The sequence below is a fragment of the Mycobacterium sp. NGS62 genome, assembly GCF_059812285.1.
Genome location: NZ_JCALCK010000001.1, coordinates 592760 through 612693, shown reverse-complemented (window position 1 = coordinate 612693; position 19934 = coordinate 592760). Strand labels below are relative to the sequence as shown.

18 protein-coding genes are annotated in these 19934 nt (G+C 62.7%); 12 read left to right on the top strand and 6 right to left on the bottom strand.

Annotated elements, in window-relative coordinates; translation table 11 throughout:
- Window positions 1-202 precede the first annotated feature (202 nt).
- From AC5Y49_RS02915 to AC5Y49_RS02905, 3 genes are all read left to right on the top strand, one after another.
- Complete coding sequence (locus AC5Y49_RS02915; protein ID WP_042911380.1) at window positions 203-460, top strand: hypothetical protein; 258 nt, start codon at window positions 203-205, stop codon at window positions 458-460.
- Window positions 457-1191: a recombinase family protein gene (locus AC5Y49_RS02910; protein ID WP_042911381.1), complete on the top strand. Its 735-nt coding sequence runs from the start codon at window positions 457-459 to the stop codon at window positions 1189-1191. The genes AC5Y49_RS02915 and AC5Y49_RS02910 overlap by 4 nt, the downstream gene beginning before the upstream one ends.
- 78 nt (window positions 1192-1269) lie before the next feature.
- Window positions 1270-2673: a tyrosine-type recombinase/integrase gene (locus AC5Y49_RS02905; RefSeq protein WP_042911382.1), complete on the top strand. Its 1404-nt coding sequence runs from the start codon at window positions 1270-1272 to the stop codon at window positions 2671-2673.
- 45 nt (window positions 2674-2718) lie between these two features.
- Here AC5Y49_RS02905 and AC5Y49_RS02900 read toward each other — a convergent pair whose 3' ends face one another.
- The 4 genes from AC5Y49_RS02900 to AC5Y49_RS02885 form a co-directional block, all read right to left on the bottom strand.
- Complete coding sequence (locus tag AC5Y49_RS02900) at window positions 2719-3063, bottom strand: hypothetical protein (RefSeq protein ID WP_042911384.1); 345 nt, start codon at window positions 3061-3063, stop codon at window positions 2719-2721.
- Window positions 3064-3136: 73 nt separating this feature from the next.
- Complete coding sequence (locus AC5Y49_RS02895; RefSeq protein ID WP_054585831.1) at window positions 3137-4396, bottom strand: cytochrome P450; 1260 nt, start codon at window positions 4394-4396, stop codon at window positions 3137-3139.
- On the bottom strand, window positions 4393-5565 hold the full coding sequence (locus AC5Y49_RS02890; RefSeq protein ID WP_226057895.1) for an Rv3169 family protein: 1173 nt from the start codon (window positions 5563-5565) through the stop codon (window positions 4393-4395). Before AC5Y49_RS02890 ends, AC5Y49_RS02895 begins: the two co-directional genes overlap by 4 nt.
- The gene (locus tag AC5Y49_RS02885) at window positions 5562-6533 is read right to left on the bottom strand and encodes a metal-dependent hydrolase (RefSeq protein WP_226057896.1); all 972 of its coding nucleotides are present in this window, start codon (window positions 6531-6533) and stop codon (window positions 5562-5564) included. The genes AC5Y49_RS02890 and AC5Y49_RS02885 overlap by 4 nt, the downstream gene beginning before the upstream one ends.
- 142 nt (window positions 6534-6675) lie before the next feature.
- On the opposite strand from AC5Y49_RS02885, the gene AC5Y49_RS02880 reads away from it, so the two are divergent.
- Complete coding sequence (locus AC5Y49_RS02880) at window positions 6676-7245, top strand: TetR/AcrR family transcriptional regulator (RefSeq protein ID WP_042911385.1); 570 nt, start codon at window positions 6676-6678, stop codon at window positions 7243-7245.
- On the opposite strand, the gene AC5Y49_RS02875 is transcribed toward AC5Y49_RS02880, so the two are convergent.
- Entirely contained in the window at window positions 7242-8081 is an 840-nt protein-coding gene (locus AC5Y49_RS02875) for an alpha/beta fold hydrolase (protein WP_226057897.1), read from the bottom strand. The genes AC5Y49_RS02880 and AC5Y49_RS02875 overlap by 4 nt on opposite strands.
- A 177-nt stretch (window positions 8082-8258) precedes the next feature.
- Here AC5Y49_RS02875 and AC5Y49_RS02870 point away from each other — a divergent pair, with 177 nt between their 5' ends.
- Entirely contained in the window at window positions 8259-9215 is a 957-nt protein-coding gene (locus AC5Y49_RS02870) for a phosphotransferase family protein (protein WP_499884278.1), read from the top strand.
- 400 nt (window positions 9216-9615) lie between these two features.
- Here the strand turns inward: AC5Y49_RS02870 and AC5Y49_RS02865 are convergent, their stop codons facing one another.
- Entirely contained in the window at window positions 9616-10761 is a 1146-nt protein-coding gene (locus tag AC5Y49_RS02865) for a hypothetical protein (RefSeq protein WP_042911388.1), read from the bottom strand.
- A 117-nt stretch (window positions 10762-10878) separates the two neighbouring features.
- On the opposite strand from AC5Y49_RS02865, the gene AC5Y49_RS02860 reads away from it, so the two are divergent.
- The 7 genes from AC5Y49_RS02860 to AC5Y49_RS02830 all read left to right on the top strand — a co-directional run bounded on the left by AC5Y49_RS02860 (window position 10879) and on the right by AC5Y49_RS02830 (window position 19836).
- Window positions 10879-12822, top strand: coding sequence for a flavin-containing monooxygenase (locus tag AC5Y49_RS02860; protein WP_162839951.1), 1944 nt, complete (start codon window positions 10879-10881; stop codon window positions 12820-12822).
- Window positions 12823-12859: 37 nt separating this feature from the next.
- Window positions 12860-13642: an SDR family oxidoreductase gene (locus tag AC5Y49_RS02855; protein WP_042911389.1), complete on the top strand. Its 783-nt coding sequence runs from the start codon at window positions 12860-12862 to the stop codon at window positions 13640-13642.
- Between the two features lie 99 nt (window positions 13643-13741).
- Window positions 13742-15517 carry an N-acyl-D-amino-acid deacylase family protein gene (locus tag AC5Y49_RS02850; RefSeq protein ID WP_042911390.1) on the top strand — a complete coding sequence of 592 codons (1776 nt, stop codon included), beginning with the start codon at window positions 13742-13744 and terminating at the stop codon, window positions 15515-15517.
- On the top strand, window positions 15510-16424 hold the full coding sequence (locus AC5Y49_RS02845) for an alpha/beta hydrolase (RefSeq protein WP_042911392.1): 915 nt from the start codon (window positions 15510-15512) through the stop codon (window positions 16422-16424). Before AC5Y49_RS02850 ends, AC5Y49_RS02845 begins: the two co-directional genes overlap by 8 nt.
- Before the next feature lie 8 nt (window positions 16425-16432).
- The gene (locus AC5Y49_RS02840; RefSeq protein WP_042911393.1) at window positions 16433-17581 is read left to right on the top strand and encodes an aromatic ring-hydroxylating oxygenase subunit alpha; all 1149 of its coding nucleotides are present in this window, start codon (window positions 16433-16435) and stop codon (window positions 17579-17581) included.
- A gap of 14 nt (window positions 17582-17595) precedes the next feature.
- Entirely contained in the window at window positions 17596-18726 is a 1131-nt protein-coding gene (locus AC5Y49_RS02835) for an epoxide hydrolase family protein (RefSeq protein WP_042911407.1), read from the top strand.
- 96 nt (window positions 18727-18822) lie between these two features.
- Window positions 18823-19836 (top strand): hypothetical protein, encoded by a 1014-nt coding sequence (locus AC5Y49_RS02830; protein WP_054585830.1) that lies wholly within the window; start codon window positions 18823-18825, stop codon window positions 19834-19836.
- The last annotated feature ends 98 nt before the right edge of the window (window positions 19837-19934 follow it).

Below are 19934 nucleotides of genomic sequence, written 5' to 3'. Positions count from 1 at the left end.
CCTGCGGTAGGAGTCAGGCGCACACCCGCAAATCGGGGTCCAACTCCGAGGAGAATTTGCTATGGAAGATAAAGCCACAGATAGACCGATTATCAAGATGTGCTATCTGGCGTAGGCTCCGGTAAGGGCGCCGCGCAACCTAAAGGTTCAGCGGCCTACCTGGTCGCGAACCTGCGGCCGACACGCGGACGAGAGGAACGATGTGGAAAACGTCCAATACCCAGCCGATTGGCTCGCTCACGGCGGCCCACCCTTCGAGTCACTGGGCCTTCGCCGACTTCCCGCGCCGCTAAGCGACTATGCCGCGATAACGCTCATCCGCGACAACGGCATGTGGAAAGTCGTTGCAGGCGAGGAAAACACGGTGCTGGCCGAAGCCGACTACGAGAACATCATGGAGTACCTCGCGACTTACGCCTGGCACGTCGAACACGCCGAGCAACAGGCGGCGCGGTCATGAAACTGGTTGCCTATCTGCGAGTCTCGACCATCGAGCAAGCTGACAAGGGATATGGGCTCGATGTCCAGCGCGAGGCTATCCGCAAGGCCGCCAAGTCGCTGGACGCGAAGATTGTCACCTGGAGCGTCGACGAGGGCAAGAGCGGTGCCCTCGACGCTGCCAAGCGCCCCGGCCTACTCGACGCCCTGACGATCGTCCGCGACGGCAAAGCCAATGGGCTGATCGTGCGCGACCTCGACAGGCTTGCCCGCGCGGTGAGCGTGCAAGAGGCCGTGCTGGCGGAGGTCTGGGGCAAAGAGTCGTGCGCGGTGTTTACGTCCGTGCCGCCGCAGGAGGTCCCCCGCGATGATCCGGACGATCCCATGCGGACGGCCATGCGCCAAATGCGAGGAGTTTTCCACGAATTGGATCGCCGACTCATCGCTAAGCGGCTCCGTGACGGCCGAAATGCCAAGGCTGCGAAGGGCGGGCACGCCACAGGCTCGCCCCCATACGGTTGGCGGGTCGACAAGCCGAACCCCGAGAACCCGCACGGCGCACTGGTGGCCGAATCCGCCGAGCAAGCGGCCCTGGCTCGGATGAGAGCCCTGGCAGAGCAGGGCGCGTCAACGCGTGAGATCGCGCGCGTGCTCGCCGCTGAAGGTCACCCGACCAAGCGTGGCGGAGGGTGGACCAGTCCCGTGGTCGCGCGCATCTTGGCCCGCACGAGCAGACAGAACACCGCCGCATGAGGCGCCCGATAGGCAACATTCTGCGCGGCATCGTCTGCAGCTTCGTGCAGCCCAACTCCCCGTAAAGGAAGTCGTGACATGGCGTACATCCGCAGCTACGACACGACGCAGAAGCGTAAAGGCAAGACGGTAAAGCGCTATGAGGTGGTTTGGCGCGAGCCGGTGCGCGACCAGTTCGGCCTACCGGTGCCGGCGAACCCAGACCATCCGGACGGTCCAAAGCGGACGCGCTCGCGGCAGGAAAGCTACCTAACCCGCGAAGCCGCTGAGGCGCGCCGGGACGAGCTCAACGCCGCCAAACACACCAGCGGTACCGGTGTTCTGGCTGACGCAAAGAGAGCGGGGGAGTTGCCATTCGGGCACTACGCCCGTGCCTGGGTCGAGTCACAGAGAGTCAAGGCCGCCAGCGGCAAGGTGAAGGCGGATACAGTCGACGGCTATCAAGGCCGCCTAGCGGTGTATGCGCTGCCGGAGTTCGGCGGCAAGGCAATCGCGTCGATCACCCCGGCTCACTGCGAGCAGTTCTTGGCGGCGCTCGTAGCGCGGGGTATGTCGCCGGCCACGCTCAAGCACCATTGGTCGACGCTTCGCGCCGTTTTCGTCTATGCACAACGGCACAAAGCCATTACGTCGAACCCCGTTGACGGGGTGGACTACTCGGGTAACAGCGCCAAACGCCGCAACAAGCGGCACCACCCACTAAAAGCCGTCGAAGTCGCGGCCGTGTCAGCGAGCGTCGGCGAGCGGTACCCGGTGTACGAGTTGATGACGTTGTTCGTGGCGTACACCGGCCCGCGCGCCGAGGAGATTGCCGGGTTGGAGGTTGGCGATCTCGTCTTCACGCCGGGGCCGGACGGCGTGCGGGCGCGCATTGAGATCGACCGCGCCAAGAAGCGCAAAGGCGGCGTGTGGGTTTCGGACACCCTCAAGAGCGAGAATTCCCGGCGCACGGTCCCGTTACCGGGGTGGCTGGCCGCGCGGATGGAGAAGTACCTGCTCACCGAACACCCATCCGGCAACCCAAACTCGCCCGACTACGACCGCTACGCGCCTTTGTGGCCGAACCGTGCGCTCGGTGGTGCGCGACGGCGGGGGTGTCGGGCGGTTGCGCCGTTGGACTACTCGGAGCCGGTGGACCCCGGCGCGTTCTACAAGAACCTGCTGCGACCTGCCTTGGAGGCGGTGGGGCTACCGGCGAGCCGACCCGCCGCGAAAGATGCACCCGCCGTGCAGGGTGTGCGGCTCCACGACCTCCGGCATACGGCGGCAACGTTGTGGCTGTCCTCGGGCGTTCATTTCATGCAGGTGTCGAAGTGGTTGGGGCACAGCACTTACACGCTCACGCTCGATGTGTACGGCGACTGGATTCCGGAAGAGGATGGCGGTGCGGGGAACCCGCTGCCAGAACCAGCCACCGCCAAGGCCAAGGTTGCTGAGACGCCAAGCAACGTTGTGAGCCTGTTCGAGCGGACAGCCACCTAACATTGGTCGATAGCGTCGACTCGCGGCACACGAAATCCACGATTGTCACCTTGCACTGGGCCGGGCGCAGCAGTCAGAGCGGTGTCGTCGGGCAAGGATTGTGCGCCCTTCGATGCCTTCGTCGGCACTAGCGGGGATCGTCAGCCAGAGGTAGCCCCAGACGATCGCGCTCGGAATCGAGATCGCGGAGTAGATGCAGGCGGTAACGACATTGAGTAACAGCACATGTCGTTCGTTCAGGGCGGCGCCGGAGGGAAGTGCCCAGAACATCATTGCGGCAATCAACGCGGACGCCAGGATCGTCGGGATAATGGCGCCCGACACCAGCAGCGCCCGGGCGGCCCGGCCCGCCGGATGCTGCCTGCGGCGCACGCCCCGCCCCAGCTTCATGACGACGCGATTCCGAGCCGAATTCCGTGGGAAGCCACTCCTTTTGGGGCGTCCATCAGGAATCCATCGGTCGTCATTCGATCGCCAGCTCCAAGCTTTCCCGTCGACGCACCAGGATGCTGGGCAGCCACGGTCCGACATTGACCGCTTCGATCCAGGTGGTGCGCCGCAGCAGCATCCGGAACACGATTTGAGCCTCAAGACGTGCCAACGCGGCTCCTACACAGAAATGAACGCCTTTACCGAATGTCACATGGGTTTTGCCGCTACTGCGGTCAAGGCGGATTTCGTTTGGCGCCTCGAACTGCACCGGATCGCGGTTGGCTGCTCCCCACATCAGCAGGAGATGCGCGTTCGCCGGCACCTGGACTCCGCCGAGTGTGGTGTCGCGCCATACGTGGCGGTAGTGGCCTCGAAACGGTGGTTCATACCGCAGCGCCTCTTCGATGAAAACACCCAGCAATTCGGGATTCTCACGAACCTGCTGTTGAATCTCGGGGCGATCAGTGAGAATCCATGCCGCGCTGCCCAATAGCGAGGCAGTCGATTCGCCGGCTGCGCTGAACAGCGTGAGCATCATCCCGAGCGCCGCGGTCTGCGCCAGTTCGCCGGAGGCAAAGCGCGCGGCCAAGTCGCTGATGAGACCGGGTTGCGGGTTCTCGGTCGCTTTATCGAAATGTTCCATGACGTAACTGGACAATTCGAACGCCGCAGCCCCGGCCGCCTCGAGCTGGGCCGGAGTTACGATCCCGTCGAGCAGCGTGGTGGTGGCGTAGCCAAGCCGAATGAGATTGTCGACATCGTCATCGGGCAAACCCAGCAGCCTGGCGACCACCATCATGGGAAGCCGGTTCGCCATGGCACTCATCCACTCGATGTGTCCGTCGCGCAGATTTTCATCCCATAAGCGGTCGGCGGTCTGGGCGGCGAACCCTTCGATGATGCGAACGCGCTTGGCGGACAAGTGCGGTAGCAAAATTTTGCGGTGCATGGCATGCACTGGATCGTCGGCAGTGGCCAGCGCGTGCATTTCGGCCCCGGGCTCGCCCATGCAGAACGCGGCAACCGAACCGTCATCGTGATACACCATGGTCGCAGTGAGGTTGGAAGAAAAATCCTCCACCCGATTGACAGCGTCGATCACCGCATCCCAGCCGCAGACGGCATAGAACTCCGAATCACCGATGCGGTGCACCGGCGCCTCAGCACGCATGCGGTCATAAACCGGATAGGGATCCTGAAGAGTATCGGAACCGAAGAACTCGGCCGGATCTACGCGGGCCGCAGCGTTGTCTGATTGACCCGCACGAGCGGCCGTCGGCTTTCCGGTCACAGGAACGAGTTCTCCGCGCTCAAACCACGCTCAGGAACGGCGCCCAGCGCGAAGGTCTCGGCGTTGCCCAGCCCGATACCCCCGCCGACGGAATCCTCCACCCGCACAAGCAGATCCCTGAGCTGGTGTAACTCGCGAGCGTTCTTTGGGTGATCGCAGTCGGTCACGTGGCTGCCTTCCACTTTGAGGTCGCCCACCCATTGGCCGAGCACCCAGTCATTCCAGCCGTAGTATCCGGCGGTTCCGAGGTGAAAGCCGGTGGGGCCAGCGGCGGTGATAGTCAACGGTCGCTTGGTACCGTCGGTGTCGATCAGGGTGATCGTTCCGTGGGTGAAACGACGATTGTCGTCTTGAAAGTGCAGGTCCTGCTCAACGGACGCAAACCGCTGACAGGTGCCATCCTCGTTCTGCTGCTCTGCCTGGCAACGTATCTCGGTGAATCCGTCCCCGCGCTCCTCTTGATAAAAGACGAACAGGGAGTAAGCCGAACCATCGGAGCGCGTTAGTGTCATGGGCAGCCAGGTCATAAACATCTGCTTGATTTTCCGGCCGCCACGCGGCAAGCCCGGTATCGGCTTGCCAACGCCCGGCCGGAGTCCCCATGAGTGGTCCCGGATCGAGACCCATTTGTTGGCGTCGATCTCGGTTCTGACGCCTTCGACCTCCACCCAGCCGGACGCAACGCCGATCTGGTGGTAGCGCAACACATTGTGGGTGACGCGATACCCGTCCGGGCTCCGATCCGGCCATGGATCTTCCAGCGCCGCATCGAAACTGCCTCGCATCACCACGTCGAACGCGATGGGGGCGTGCTCGGTGCTATCGAGGCTTACTCGCACTGAGCGCAGGGGCTCCTCGACGCGGTAGTGAATCGGCCCCACGTGGGTGCCTGCCGGGTCCGACGACAACCGCCGCCCTGCCCGAACGGTCCACTGCTCCGTGCCACGGCACACGCCGGCAGCCCCATCGAACACGCCGCGATTGGTGTACTTGCCGATCCCGAGCACTACCTGCAGAGAGTTGTCTCGCGCATGCGCGATCGTCCAGATCTTTTCGGTCCACGACGGATCCGACTGGCTAACCGTGGCAAACGTGTCCACGATCTGATGGGTGAGGAGTTCGTCCTCGGGGACCAAACCGCCGTAGTTCGTTGACAGCAACGCGGTCACCTTTCTTCGATGTCTGAGGGCGCGGCGCCGAAGAACGATGTCATGTCAGTGCCCCGTTCGTATTCACGTATCCAGGTATCGACCCATCCTGGAAGTGGCTGATCGGCCGGATCATGGTTGGGCGTCTGCGACAGCACCAGCCGCCATACCATGTTTGTCAACTGACGTGTTGGCACGGCATGGAACAACGAGGACGGCCCGCTGCGCCGCGCACGCCGACGGTTGCCGCCCGGGATGCGGTATTTAAACTCACTGAGCAGCGGCGAGTTTGACATCAATTCCTGTGCCGAGGCACCGCGGTCCTCGAACGGAATGGTTTCGTCAAAGGTCCTGGCCACACGCGCGGACAGCGCGCCGATGTGGCGGAAGGTGCGGCGGACCTGCTTGACGCGATACCACGGATCAGGGTTGATGTGCCGGCACAAGGTGAGCCCAGAACTGCGGTGCTCGATCTCCTCGACGAAGTGCCACATCATCAGTGAGGCGACGCGCCGGTCTCCACCACCGAACAATGAATCACGGTTGTCGAGAATGACTTTGAAGAGCGGCGTGAATGTCGCCTCGAGATTGGCGATGTAGGCCGCGTGGAATTCTACGGGCTGCTCATCGATGAGTTCGTCATAGGCGTTGCAAGCATCCTCGTACACGCGTTCCAGGTCGGGGTAACGTGCCACGAGAGCCAGCATGTGCTTGCGATGCGCCGCCGCGTGTTGTGCCTCCTGCCGCAGGAACGCCTCGGCTTCGGCGGCGACATCGGGGTCCTCGTTCAGGCGGTCATGTGCTTTTCGGACCGCAGCGACGATGTAGCGCTCGAAGGGCACGGCAATGAATGTGAAGGCATTGCAGAACAGGCCGAAGTTCGGGTTGGCAGGCTGCCACATGAACGGCACGGTCGCGTCGAATTCCCACGGAATCTTGCGAACCACGAGTTTCGTCAGTGGTCGCCACCTCCCGATCGACGCGCCCATGCGCCCGCCGCTGGATGTCGCGATCGCGGCGTCCCGGGCCTTAACATTGGCATGCGCGATGTCTCATAAGCAATTTGCACAGCGAGGATAAACCGATAGTGCTAGTGTGACATTCGACTGCTGATATGTAAAGGAATCGATAGTGGTTTCTCGTCCGGTCACAGATGTCGAGCCGTCGACGAGACGACGGATCCTTGCGGCGACGTTCGTCGTGCTGGCCCGCGACGGACGCCGCAAGTTGCAGCTGTCAGACGTCGCCGCCGAAGCCAAGGTCTCGCGCCCGACGCTGTACCGGTACTTCGGCTCGAAGGAAGGGCTCCTCGAGGCGTTCGGCCTCTATGAGCAGGACAATTTCGACGCGGGTATTGCCGCCGCGGTGGCGGGCTTGAGCGGCGCCGACCGACTGGATGCCGCCCTGCAGTTCATCGTGGATTTCCAAAGCTCGTATTCACTGGGCTCGCTGGCCGACACGGAACCCGACCACGTGCTGTACCAGATGAAGCGCGTGCTGCCCATCATGCACGAGCGCATTACCCGCCTCATCCCCGGCGACAAAGGAGACGTCGCGGCTGCGGCAGTCGTGCGAATCGCAGTCTGCCACTACATGATTGGCGGCGGCAGTCCAGATCAGTTCCTGGCTGAGCTGCGTCATGCTGCTGGCCTCGACCCGACTCGAAGGCGGCTGCCACGGTCCGCCGTGGCAGCAGGCTAACCCTCGAGCCAGCCGGCGACCCTGGCCGCGACCAGCTCGGGCTGCTCAAGATGTAGGAAATGACCCACACCGTCGAAGATTTCGAATGCCGATCCGGAGGCGGGTAAATGGGCGGCGAGATCACCGAGAAGATCAGAACCGATCGCGCCGTCGTTGGCGCCGTGCAGGTACAGAGTCGGCACGGGTGGCGGCCGCATCGACGCTGACGCTTCGGTGTGCGCCTCCGGATCCGCGAATCGTGTGTTGAAGGACGCACGGTAGGGACAGATCACGCTGGCAATGTTGTCCTCCGTCACGTATCGACGCAGCTCAGCCACGTCGCCGCGCGAGTCGTACCCCGGCGACCAGTCCGCCCACAGCCCTTCCCAAAAGCCGGGCGCGATTAGCGCGGCCTCGGCGAGTCCGACTTGCTGGATAAGCCAGATGTAGAACGACCGCTTGATCTGGGCATAGGTGAACATGCCCGTCCCAAGAGCGGCGATCGGGGGAACCGCCAGCGCGACGAAGCGGCTGAACGCCGCAGGGGCGGTGGCGATGACTCCGTATCCGGCGTTCGCACCCCAGTCGTGACCGATGAGTACCGCCCGCTCATTTGCCCGGTACATCCGACGGACCTCGAGGAGATGGCGTACGTACGTCCCTACGCTGACGGGTTTCGACACCGGGGCGTCGTATCCGGGCAGCCATGGCGCCACCACCCGGTATCCGCGCGCGGCGAGAAAGGGGCCAAGGTGTCGCCAGGTGCTTGGCGTGTCCGGGAAGCCGTGAACAAGCATCGCAAGGGGTAAGCTCGCGTCCTCGATATCGCCGAACGTGAGTGGTTGGGGTCGGGTCACCTGCGGGAGCATATTACACTGACACCCACAGACGTAAACTTGCCTTCTTTTACATTCGGGGTGCTGTGTGTAATTCTAGTTGGCATGGCTGGCATCGCCCTTGCTCAACGCGACCTAGCCGAGACCCGCAGGCAACTCGAGTTGTGGTTCGAGCACAGGTTCGGTATCGAAACCGCAGTGTCGGAACTGCGCGCGGCAAATAGAGCCGCGGGATGGTCAAGCGAGAGCCTGTTGTTTGATGCGAAAGTAGGCGAACGCATAAGTGAGTACGTGGTGCGGATTCCGCCCACAGGCGGCGGCATCTTCCCCAACTACGACCTGGGTGCACAAACCCTTACCCAGAACTTGCTTCACGAGCATGGGATCGCGACGCCGTCGCCGATCCTTTATGAACCTGACAACTCATGGATCGGCTCCAAGTTTCTGGTGATGCCGCGGATCGTCGGTCACACGCCGTCAGATACCTCGTATGCGACGAGAGGGTGGCTGCACGACGCCGGCCCCGACGTGCAGCGGCGGGTTCACGACTCGTTCCTTACGACAATTGCGGATCTGCAGCAAGTTCCGATCACCGACGCAACCTGGCTGGAACGCCCCAGCGGTGTCGGCACCACCGCGGAACTTACCTGGTGGCGTGAGTACGTGAAATGGGGAACCGAGAACCAGGTTCCCGATATCATGGCCGAGGCGTTCGAGTGGCTCATGCACTACCAACCTGAGGAACCAGCCGAGCTGACGGTGTGCTGGGGCGACGCCCGGCTATCCAATGCGATCTTTGACGACACCGGCCAGATCGTCGGGGCCTTGGACTGGGAGCAGGCCTGCATATGCCCCGCCGAGACCGACTTCGCGTGGTGGCTAGCGACCCGTCGGCAAATGTTAGAGGTCAATGGCCTCGACATCGACCCTGAATTGCCAGGATTCGACACCCGCGCGGAGGTCATTCGACGGTTTGAGGTGATGATCGGCCGACCACTCGTCGATCTCGGCTGGTACGAGATCTTCGCCATGGTGCGGATGGGAAGTTGCATCCTGCGAACGCAAGTTCTGCTAAGGCAGATCGGCCAGGGAGACCACTTTCTCACCCGGGCGCCGATCCTTCCAGCGTGGACGATAGCGACCATCCGCAAATAGCTGGGTCGCCTGCTGCCGAAAATCCGAGCGGTCACATTGGTTCGGGCGTTCGAATCAGAACAGCAGCCCCGGGCGGACGCTGTCACGGTCCGGGCCACCGACTTGCCGCGGCTAGCTAACATCGCCTTGCACCCCTCGCCCCGGCTTTACCCCGGCGCCCAGGGGCGATGCTGGGCGTCTCCCGCGCCACGGTGTATCGCCATCTCGCCCAAAACGTCGCCTGACGCGGACTCGCTTGAGACACTGTCAATTACGACTCGCCGACCAATTCGCCTCGCATGCCGGCCAGTTCGACCCCACGGTCCCGAGATCAGGGGATCGCCAACGCGCGCTGCCATTGCGGAGGCCGAGCCAATCTAGAATCTGCCATCCGCGGGGTCGATTTCCGAAGTGCTGGTGGTCATTCGACGTTGACTCGAGATTCGGGGGCGTCGGGAACGGCCGCTGACCGGGTGCCCCCCGCATATGCGGCCACCGTGAATGCGATTGCGACCAGAAACGCCGCCCCGCCGAACGCGAGATTGCCGATTCGAAGGCCCGTGTCGGTGAAACCGTTCTGAGCGGCAAGGTAATCGGGCAGTGCCGCGGCCCAGAAAATCACACCGAATACGAGGTATACCCCGACACAAACAGCACCGAAGTGGTCGTGATCAACGCCTGCCGGTGCGAGCTCAGGGTTAGATCGGCGCGCCTGGTAGGCCCCGCGAAATGCATACGCGGTGATGGCCAAGCATCCGACGATCAGCGTCCAGAGCCACACCGAGCGCGCGGTCTCCAGGGACAGGCCGACGAGATCGAGCAGTGTGGGCACCATCGAGGATGCCATCATGACGGGCCACACCAGAACACTGACTACGACGATATCCCGGGCGATCTTCCTACCGGTGCGTGGTTGTTTGCGACTCACGAGCAGGGTGACGAATGCGATAGCAAATGGTACGGCGATCGAAAAAAGCTCGATGCTGGTGAACGGGATTGGGCCCATCGACGGATGCGACTGTGGCACTTGGTCGTTCCAGATCCACCAGCCCCACTGGGGCCCGACGGTGTCCACCACCTCGAACAGCACGAGGAAGCCGGTCGCTACGGAAGTGGCACCGATGAACGCGTTGTACTTCTTGAGCACTCCCGTTCGCTGTACGAGGATGAACGCCACATACCCGTAGACCGGGTACATCGCCACGATGTAGAGGGGCAGTCTGTTGTACAGGAACTGCACCGTGAACTGTCCGTGGGCGAAGGTCAGGCCCATGTACGCTTCAAGACCGAACCATTGCGGGAAGTACGTGATCGGTTCGATCAGCAGGAGCGCGAGCACCAGCGAACCCCACACCACAAGATTCATCGAGTCGCGTCGCTGGCGGTACCAGCGGATGGCGTGGACCAGGCAGGCGATCGCACCGGCCGTCAGCAGGAGTTCGACGATTGGCAGGGTCCAATTCTGCAAGTCAAATGGATTCGTCAGTGTCAAGAATGGGTTGCCGTCGCACTGCAGGTGCTTGAGCGGAGCCGTCAACCGCGCAAACGAATCGGTACAGGTTTCCATGGCGATGCCTCCTCGATCTGATAAGGCAAGCTACACCCGGGGCCAAACCATTGACCATACGCATAAGGGGGACTGTATGGTGAAGCGGTGAGTCAGCCCATGGTAGATAGTGCCAATATGGTCGGTCCGTCGGACGTCAACCGTCTGATCGGACTGCCATTCGATGCCTCGGATGACGCGATCCGCGCCGCGATCGACGAGGCGAGCGTGCCCGCGTTGCTGATGTCGATGGTGCACATGACCGGCGATATGAGCCTGCTCGACGAACTCCCGAGACCTTTCATGCTCATTGCGATGGACCTGCAGGGCGGTATGAGCGAGGCCGATAAGGAAACGGTGCGTGCACGGGCCTTCGATGTGGTGCGCGACTACCGCGACCGCGGCTGCCCGCCGCCGTTCGTCCCGGACGCTCGCCAGCTGCAGGCGATGCTTGACGTGGTGTCGGTCGGACAGGTCACCGGTGAATTCGTCGACTACGTGGCCGCGGATCTGCGCTTCAGCGATGCCGATCAGTCGGGTCCGAGGCTGGCATCCACACCGGCACAGCGCAGCGCCTTCCCCGTCGTCGTGATCGGCTGCGGGGAGGGCGGACTGCTCGCCGGAATCAAGCTCCAAGACGCGGGCATTCCCTTCACCATCATCGAGAAGCAGTCCGGCGTCGGTGGGACGTGGCTAGCCAATCGATACCCGGGGTGCCGGGTCGACATCGCCAACCAGTACTACTCGTACTCATTCGAACCCACCGACCACTGGACTCACCATTACTCCGAACAGCCCGAGATCCTCGAGTACCTCAACGACGTCGCCGATCGTTACGACATCCGCGCGAACACGCGGTTCGACACCGAAGTCGTGGCGGCGACCTGGGATGACGCCTCGGCGACCTGGCGAGTCGAGACGCGTGCGTCCGACGGCAGCCGCGACATGCTAGAAGCGCGCGGACTGATATGCGCAGTGGGCCAGTTCAGCAACTCTGTCATTCCAAACATAAAGGGCGCCAATACCTTCGGCGGACCCACCTTCCATACCGCGAACTGGCATGGCGATGTTGAGCTAACGGGTAAGCGAGTGGCCGTCATCGGCGCGGGCGCCAGTGGATTCCAACTCGTCCCCGCGATCGCGGAGCGCACCGAACACGTGAACGTTTACCAGCGCACTCCGCAATGGATGGCGCCCAACGTCAACTACCACGCCCCGGTCAGCGACGCCGCACGCTGGTCGATCCGTCATCTGCCCTACTACGGACGGTGGCTGCGGTTCGTGTCCTGGTGGCCGATCGCCGATGGCGCCGCGGACCGCGTGATCATGGACCCGGAATGGGATAACGGCGGGCTGTCCTGCAGTGCAGCCAATCACGAAGTGCGCGAACTGTTTATCGCGTGGATGCGTGCCTTTACTGATGACGAGGAGCTACTGGCGAAGATCACGCCGGACTATCCGCCCATGGGCAAGCGCACTTTGCAGGACAACGGTACGTGGCTCAAAACGCTGCAGCGTGACGACGTCGAATTGATCACCGACCCGATCGCAGAAGTGACAGCCGACGGTGTGAGAACGGCCGACGGTGTGCATCGGCCGGCGGACGTTTTGATCTGGGCCACCGGGTTCGACGTCAACCATCAACTCGGGCCGATCAATGTGTGCGGATTGGACGGTCTGGCGCTCAATGATGCGTGGGGCGAATCCGCGTATGCCTATCTCGGAGTGACGGTTCCGGGGTTTCCCAACTTCTACTGCATATATGGTCCTGGCACGAACGCGGTCAACGGCGCCAGCATCATCTACAACTCCGAGTGCCAGATGCGTTACATCATGGGGTGTATCGACATGGTGTTGGCCAGCGGCGCGAGGTCGGCGGTGCCGAGAAGCGACGTCTGTGACAACTACAACCGGCGTAACCAGGAACGGCTGAGGACGATGGTCTACACGCATCCGGCGATAAAGAGCAGCTACTACAAGAACTCCTCAGGCATGGTGCCGACATTGTTCGGTGGGCGCATTTTCGACATGTGGACGTGGACGAGGCAGACGAACCCCGACGATTACGAGCTGCGGCCCTAGGGGCTCGCGCGAAACCCTGCAAGAAAGGTGAGAACAGGTGACGGGACGTTTGGCAGGCAAAGTCGCCCTGGTCAGCGGCGGAGCACGGGGGATGGGAGCCTCGCACGCGCGGGCGCTGTCGGCCGAGGGCGCGAAGGTCGTGCTCGGCGACATCCTCGACCATGAAGGCGAATTGGTGGCGAAGGAGCTGGGGGAGGTCGCCCGGTATGTGCACCTCGACGTCACCCAAGAGATCGACTGGGAGTCAGCGGTCGTTACGGCGATCCGCGAGTTCGGTGGTGTCGACATCTTGGTGAACAACGCCGGAATTCTCAACGTCGGGACCATCGAAGAATACGACCTTGCCGAGTGGCAGCGGATCCTCGACATCAACCTGACCGGCGTCTTCCTCGGCATCCGCGCTGTCGTCAAGCCGATGAGGGAGGCCGGCCGCGGGTCCATCATCAACATCTCGTCCATCGAGGGCATGGCGGGCACGATCGCTTGCCACGGCTACACCGCCTCCAAGTTCGCCGTGCGCGGGCTGACCAAGTCCACAGCTTTGGAGCTCGGGCCCAGCGGAATTCGGGTGAACTCGATCCACCCGGGATTGATCAAGACGCCGATGACGGACTGGATTCCCGACGACATCTTCCAAACCGCCTTGGGCCGTGCCGCCGACCCGAAGGAAGTTTCGAACCTCGTCGTGTATCTGGCCAGCGACGAATCAAGCTACTCGACCGGTTCGGAGTTCGTCGTTGATGGCGGATGCACAGCGGGACTGGGCCACAAGGATTTTTCCGCAGTCGAGGTAGAGCAGCAGCCCGAGTGGGTCACGTAGTCATGTCCCTCCGGTGAACCGGCCAATGATTCGGTGACCATACAATATTGTGTAAGTGTATTGTGCAGGGAGCATCCGACAGTCAGGGGAGCCGACTCGATGAGTTATGACCTTGTCATCAAGAACGGCCGATTCTTCGACGGTTCGGGCGGCCCGTCCCTCATCGGGAATGTCGGCATCCAAGACGGTCACGTCGCGGCGGTCACCGACGAGGAGATCACCGGGATCGAGGAGATCGACGCGACCGGACAGTGGGTGATGCCGGGGCTGATCGACATTCACACCCACTACGACGTCGAGGTCCTCGACGGGCCCGGGCTGCCGGAATCGCTGCGCCACGGTGTCACCACCATCATGGTCGGCTCCTGTTCGATTTCGACGGTTCATGTCGGCGGCGTCGACGCCGGGGACCTCTTCGGCAGGGTGGAGGCCATCCCGCGCGAGTACGTCATCGGGGCGATCGACCAGCACAAGAACTGGTCGAACGCCGAGGAGTACATCGCGGCGATCGAGAACCGGCCACTCGGGCCTAACGTGACCGCGTTCATCGGGCACTCCGATATGCGGACTGCGATCATGGGCCTCGATCGCGCCACCAGCAAGGATGACCGGCCGACCAAGGCGGAGCAGGCGCAGATGGAACGCTGGCTCAGCGAGGCACTCGATGCAGGATTCGTCGGAATGTCGTCCCAGCAGCTGCTCTTCGACCGGCTCGACGGCGATGTCTGCCGATCGCGCACATTGCCGTCGACATACGTGAAGCGGCGGGAGATGCGTCGCCTGACTCGTTTGGTGCGCAAGCGTGGGCGAGTGTTGCAGAGCGGGCCGGACATCACGCATCCGCTCAAGATGGGTTCGCAGCTGCTGCGGTCGATCGGCGGCCTGAGGCGTCCGCTCAAAATCAGCTTCCTGGCCGCAGCCGATGCGAAATCCAACCCCCTCGGCTACCGGATCCTCAGTGTGGCGGCCCGCGTGATCAATGCTTTCGACGGCAACTTTCGCTGGCAACACCTCCCGGTGCCATTCGAGGTGTATGGCGATGGCATCGACCTGGTCATTTTCGAAGAGTTGGGCGCCGGTGCGGCAGCACTCCATCTGCGTGACGAAGTCGAGCGGAACGAACTGATGCGCGATGAAGCGTACCGGAGGCAGTTCCGCAAGGAGTATGACGACAAGTTCGCCCTCGGAGCCTGGCACCGCGACTTCTTCGACGCCGACGTCGTCGACTGTCCCGATCCGTCGCTCGTCGGGAAGACCTTCGGCCAGATCGGACTCGACCGCGGTATCCACCCCGTCGACGCCTTCCTGGATCTGGTCATCGAACACGGCCGCGCGCTGCGGTGGCGCACGGTCATCTCCAACCACCGGCCCCAGGTATTGAAGAAGCTTGCCGTCGATCCGGGAATTCAGGTCGGCTTTTCGGACGCCGGCGCGCATCTGCGCAACATGGCCTTCTACAACAGCGGGCTGTGCCTGTTGCGCCATGTCCATCAGGGCATCGAGGCGGGCGCGCCATTTATGACCTTGGAGCATGCGGTACATCGGCTCACCGGTGAACTCGCCGACTGGTATGGCCTGGATGCCGGACATCTCAACGTGGGCGACCGCGCGGATGTGGCCGTGATCGACCCCACGCACCTTGACGAATCCCTCGACACGTATGCCGAGGAGCGCGTCGACCAGTACGGCGGGCTGAGCCGAATGGTCAACCGCAACGACGAAACGGTGACCGCCGTCCTCGTCGGCGGTCGTACGGTGTTCCGGAAAGGCGTGGCGACCGATCTGGTCGGCAAGGTGCGTACGGGCAGCTTCTTGCGGGCGGGCTTTACGAAGGGAACGCCGGCCTCACGGATCGCGGTGGCTGCCGGTGGGTGACATCGACTACGGTGCGTTCGACCCCGAACTGAGGAAACTGGCCCGACTTCTGCCGAAGGGCTACGCGCTGCACAGGGGGCTGAAAGTTCCGCGGGCACTGATGAACGTTGCGGGCGCCGCAGGCAAGATTCGCGGGCTCAAACCAATACCCGTCAATCCGAACGTGTCGGTTCGCATCCACCGTCCCAGACGTACGACCGAAGCGGGCCCGGCAATGCTGTGGATCCATGGCGGCGGAACGCTGATGGGAACCGCTGCCCAGGAGGACCGGTTCTGCCGCAAGGTCTCCAACTTCACCGATATAACGGTGGTCGCCGTCGAGCACCGACTCGCACCTGAGCATCCCTATCCCACGCCGCTCGAGGATTGTTATGCGGCGCTGGTATGGCTTGCGCGTCAAGAGTGGGTCGATCCGAACCGGATCGCGGTCGGAGGCGTCAGCGCAGGTGGCGGGTTCACCGCCCGTGTCGCACAGCTTGCTTATGACCGCGGCGACGTGACGCTTGCCCTGCAGATGATGGTCTACCCGATGCTCGACGACCGCACCGGTGCCGTGTACCCCCAGGAGAAGCGCGTGATGTGGTCAGCCCAAGACAACCAGCTCGCGTGGCAGTGGTACCTGGGAGGCGCGGATCCGAACAAGGCCGCACCTGCTCGACGCGAGGATCTGTCGGGGCTTGCCCCGGCCTGGATTGGAGTGGGCACCCAGGACCTGTTTTACGCAGAATGCCGCGAGTACGCGCAGCGGCTCCGAGAAGCCGGGGTGCCGGTGCACGAGGAGATCGCCGAAGGAGCCTTCCACACGTTCGATCTCGTCGGCGCGAACGCCTCAGTGTCACAACACTTCTTTGCGAGCCAATGTCGCGCGCTTCGGACGGCGCTGGTCGATGTGACCAGCCGGAGATAGGAGACATCGTGCCGCGACAGGAATCGCTGGAGCTCACGCGACGGGTACTCAAACATTTCGAGAACGACACCCTCGACATCGTCGGCGATGTCTGGCGCGAGCCTCGGGAGGCCTTCGTATCTCCCGAACGCCACGACGCCGACGTGAAAATGATGCGCAACGTGCCCCACGTCATCGGATGGGCCGGCGAGGTTGCGGTGCCGGGTGCCTACACGACAAAGGACGTCGCGGGCGTTCCCGTGTTGGTGGTTCGCGGAAAGGACGGCATCCTGCGGGCTTTCATCAACGGCTGCGCACACCGCGGCGCGCAAGTCGCCAGCGACTGTGGTAAGACGCGGTTCTTCACGTGCCCGTACCACGGATGGTCCTACCGACTGGACGGGCGCCTCGCGGGAGTTCCGGCACGGGAGATGTTCTCCGGGGCCGACTTGGATGACCGCCGCCTGACGCCGCTGCCCGTGTCTGAAGAGGCCGGGTTGATCGTCGTCGGTTTGTCCGACGGGGTAAACGTCGGCAATTTCTTCGGAGAAGCCGCAGAACCGTTGGCGCAGTACGACTTCGCCACCAGGCACCACGCCGAGACGCGACGCTTGGTAGTGGCTACCAATTGGAAGCTGTCGATCGACGTCAACTTCGAGGGCTACCACTTCCCCTACGTCCACACCGACACCCTCGATCCGATCGCGTCGAACAACTCGGTGTGCGACGTCTACGGTCGCCACAACCGGTGGGCATTCCCGTTCCGCGACATCGTCAATTTCCGCGACATGCCCGAGATCGACTGGCCCGACCAGTTCTTCGGCACCGTGGTCTACGGTCTGTTCCCCAGCTGTGTGCTGATCGAAGCCCCGGCGTCCTATCAGATGCTGCGAAGCTATCCGGGCCGCCACCCCGGCGAAAGCGTCGTCATCGTGACCTACGGTTCACCGGACCCCGTCACCACCGACGAGCAGCGGGAGTGGTATCGCATGTCGATGGACGCGGTCTGTAATGTCTTGTTCAATCAGGACTTTCCGATGGCCGAAGCCTGCCAGCGCGGGTTGGACAGCGGAGTTGACCACGTCGTCTTCGGGCGCAATGAGCCGATGCTGCACCACCTGGCTTCCGAATGGCAGAAGGCAGTGACCGAGTCACCGGCCGTCGAGGCCGTCAAGTGACGGCGGTGCAGGCGATGACGCCGTACACCATTGCCGTACCGGAGGCCGAACTCGACGACCTGCAGCGCCGACTCGACGCCGCACGGTTTCCTGCCGAACTGCCGGGTAGCGGTTGGGATTACGGAACCGAGCAGGCGTTTCTGCGATCGGTCATCATGCGTTGGCGAGACGGATACGACTGGCGGGCGACCGAAGCAGAGCTCGACGGTTGGGGCTCATACGTCACCACAGCCTCCGGACAGCGTGTGCACCTGCTGCACGTCCCATCGAGCGATTCTGATGCGATTCCGTTGGCTCTGATCCACGGTTGGCCGGGGTCGATCGTGGAGTTCCTGGACGCGATTCCGTTGCTACGGGAGCGGTTTCACGTGGTGGTCGTCTCCATGCCAGGCTACGGCTTCTCCGGGCCGACCACTGAACGGGGGATAGACACGGCACGGGTTGGCGCCGCCGTCGCCGACGTGATGGCACAACTCGGGTATTCACGGTTCCTGGCGCAGGGCGGCGATTGGGGCGCACTTGTCGTGCGCCACTTGGGCGAGCACCACCCGCAGCGGGCCGTAGCGATCCACACCAACATGTTGTTCGCTCCGTTTGAAGGCGACCCTTTGGAAGCCACTGCGGGAGTCACCGAAGACGAACTGGCTGCGATGGTCGCGTCCGCCGAACGAATCGCCGACGGCACCGCGTATCTGGAGCTGCAGTCGACACGACCGCACTCGCTCGGATACGGCCTTGACGACTCACCACTGGGTCTTGCCGGATGGATCCTGGAGAAGTTTCACGCGTGGTGCGACACCTGCGGCGGAATGCCAATCCGCACCGACCGCCTGATCGACAACCTCATGCTGTATTGGCTCACCGGCACCGCGACCTCGGCGGCACGGCTGTACTGCGAGGCAAGACGCGCGGGTACCGGTGCGTTGAACGAATGGGAAGGCCGAGTCGACGTTCCGACGGGCTACGCGGTGTATCCGTACGAGCTGTTGCGGACGCCACGAGTGTGGGCGGAACGACGCTACAACCTGGTGCACTACAGCGTGCAGGACCACGGCGGTCACTTCGCCGCGTTCGAGCAGCCTGAACTATTCGCCGCCGACCTGAACGTTTACGGCGGAACGCTGCGGGAACTGGGCGTCTTTTGAGAAAGCAAAGCTCAGCTGTGGTCTGTGGCCATACGCTATTGACATAGCGTATGGTGTCAGCTACGTGATATCTCGGCCGAAGATTCGGAGCGCCGGATGAATCTGCTCATCTTCAATGACCCGTTTGATTTGTCATGGCAGGCGAACCTCTACGACGTGTTGATGCTGTCGATCTTCGTCACGGTTGTCGTCCATGCGATCGTCCAATGGCGACGTGGAACGCGGACGTGGATGTTCCTGCTGATCGCCTCGTTCGTCTACGGGCAAGTCATCGAATTGGGCGGTATGGCGACGCTGAACATGTATCAACAGGGCGACTTCGCGGTGATGCTCAACTACCCAGCGATACCGTTATTCGAAGGCACGACGGCGATGCCGTTCTACGTGACCATCTTCTACCCGGTGATCTTCGCGATCGGCTTCAAGGTCGTCGACGCGCTCGGAATCGCGTCACGAATCAAAGCCGCGATTACCGGCGGACTTTTCATGGTTCTGCTCGATGCCCCATACTCAATCGAGGGCGGCCTCCGTCACGTGGTGTGGTGGACATATGACCCCGATTTCAAACTGTTCGAGTTCTGGTTGGGTTGGCCGCTACTGGAGCTGACGTGGCAGGCGATATGGGGAGCGGCCTTCTACTACTTCATGTTGCGTCACATCCCACGCGTGGACGGGCCGGTCGAGGAACGTGTGGGGAATGGCCGGTTGCTGGCAGTGCAGGCACCGCTGGCCGCACTGTCGGCGATCGCGGTGGGCCTGGTTGCCATGTCCCCGATCACCATTACCAGCCTCCTCGGCATCCCGCAGTGGATCGTCGTGTCGCTCCTGATGATCGGCTATGTTGCGGTCGTCGTCCCCGCGATGCGCGGTGCAACCCCACCGCGGGGCTCCGTCGACCCATGGTTGATGGGGTGGGCGGTATGGTTTGCCGTCGCGTTCGGGGCGATGGTCATCGGCAATCTGGTCTACGAGAACGGGATGACCCTCTATCTCACCGTTCAGACCCTCGGCATCGTGGGGGTGCTGGCGCTCGCGACGTTCCCGCTCTGGGCGCCGGGACGCGCGACCGCAGATGCCAGACGAGAAACAGCCGCGGCGAGTCGAAGCTGACGGCGAAGCCCGCGGGTCGGCCAAGAAAGTCGACCTCGTAGATCGCCACACGTATTGATTAGTCTGTCTGCGCGACGTCGAACACCTACTACATCAAC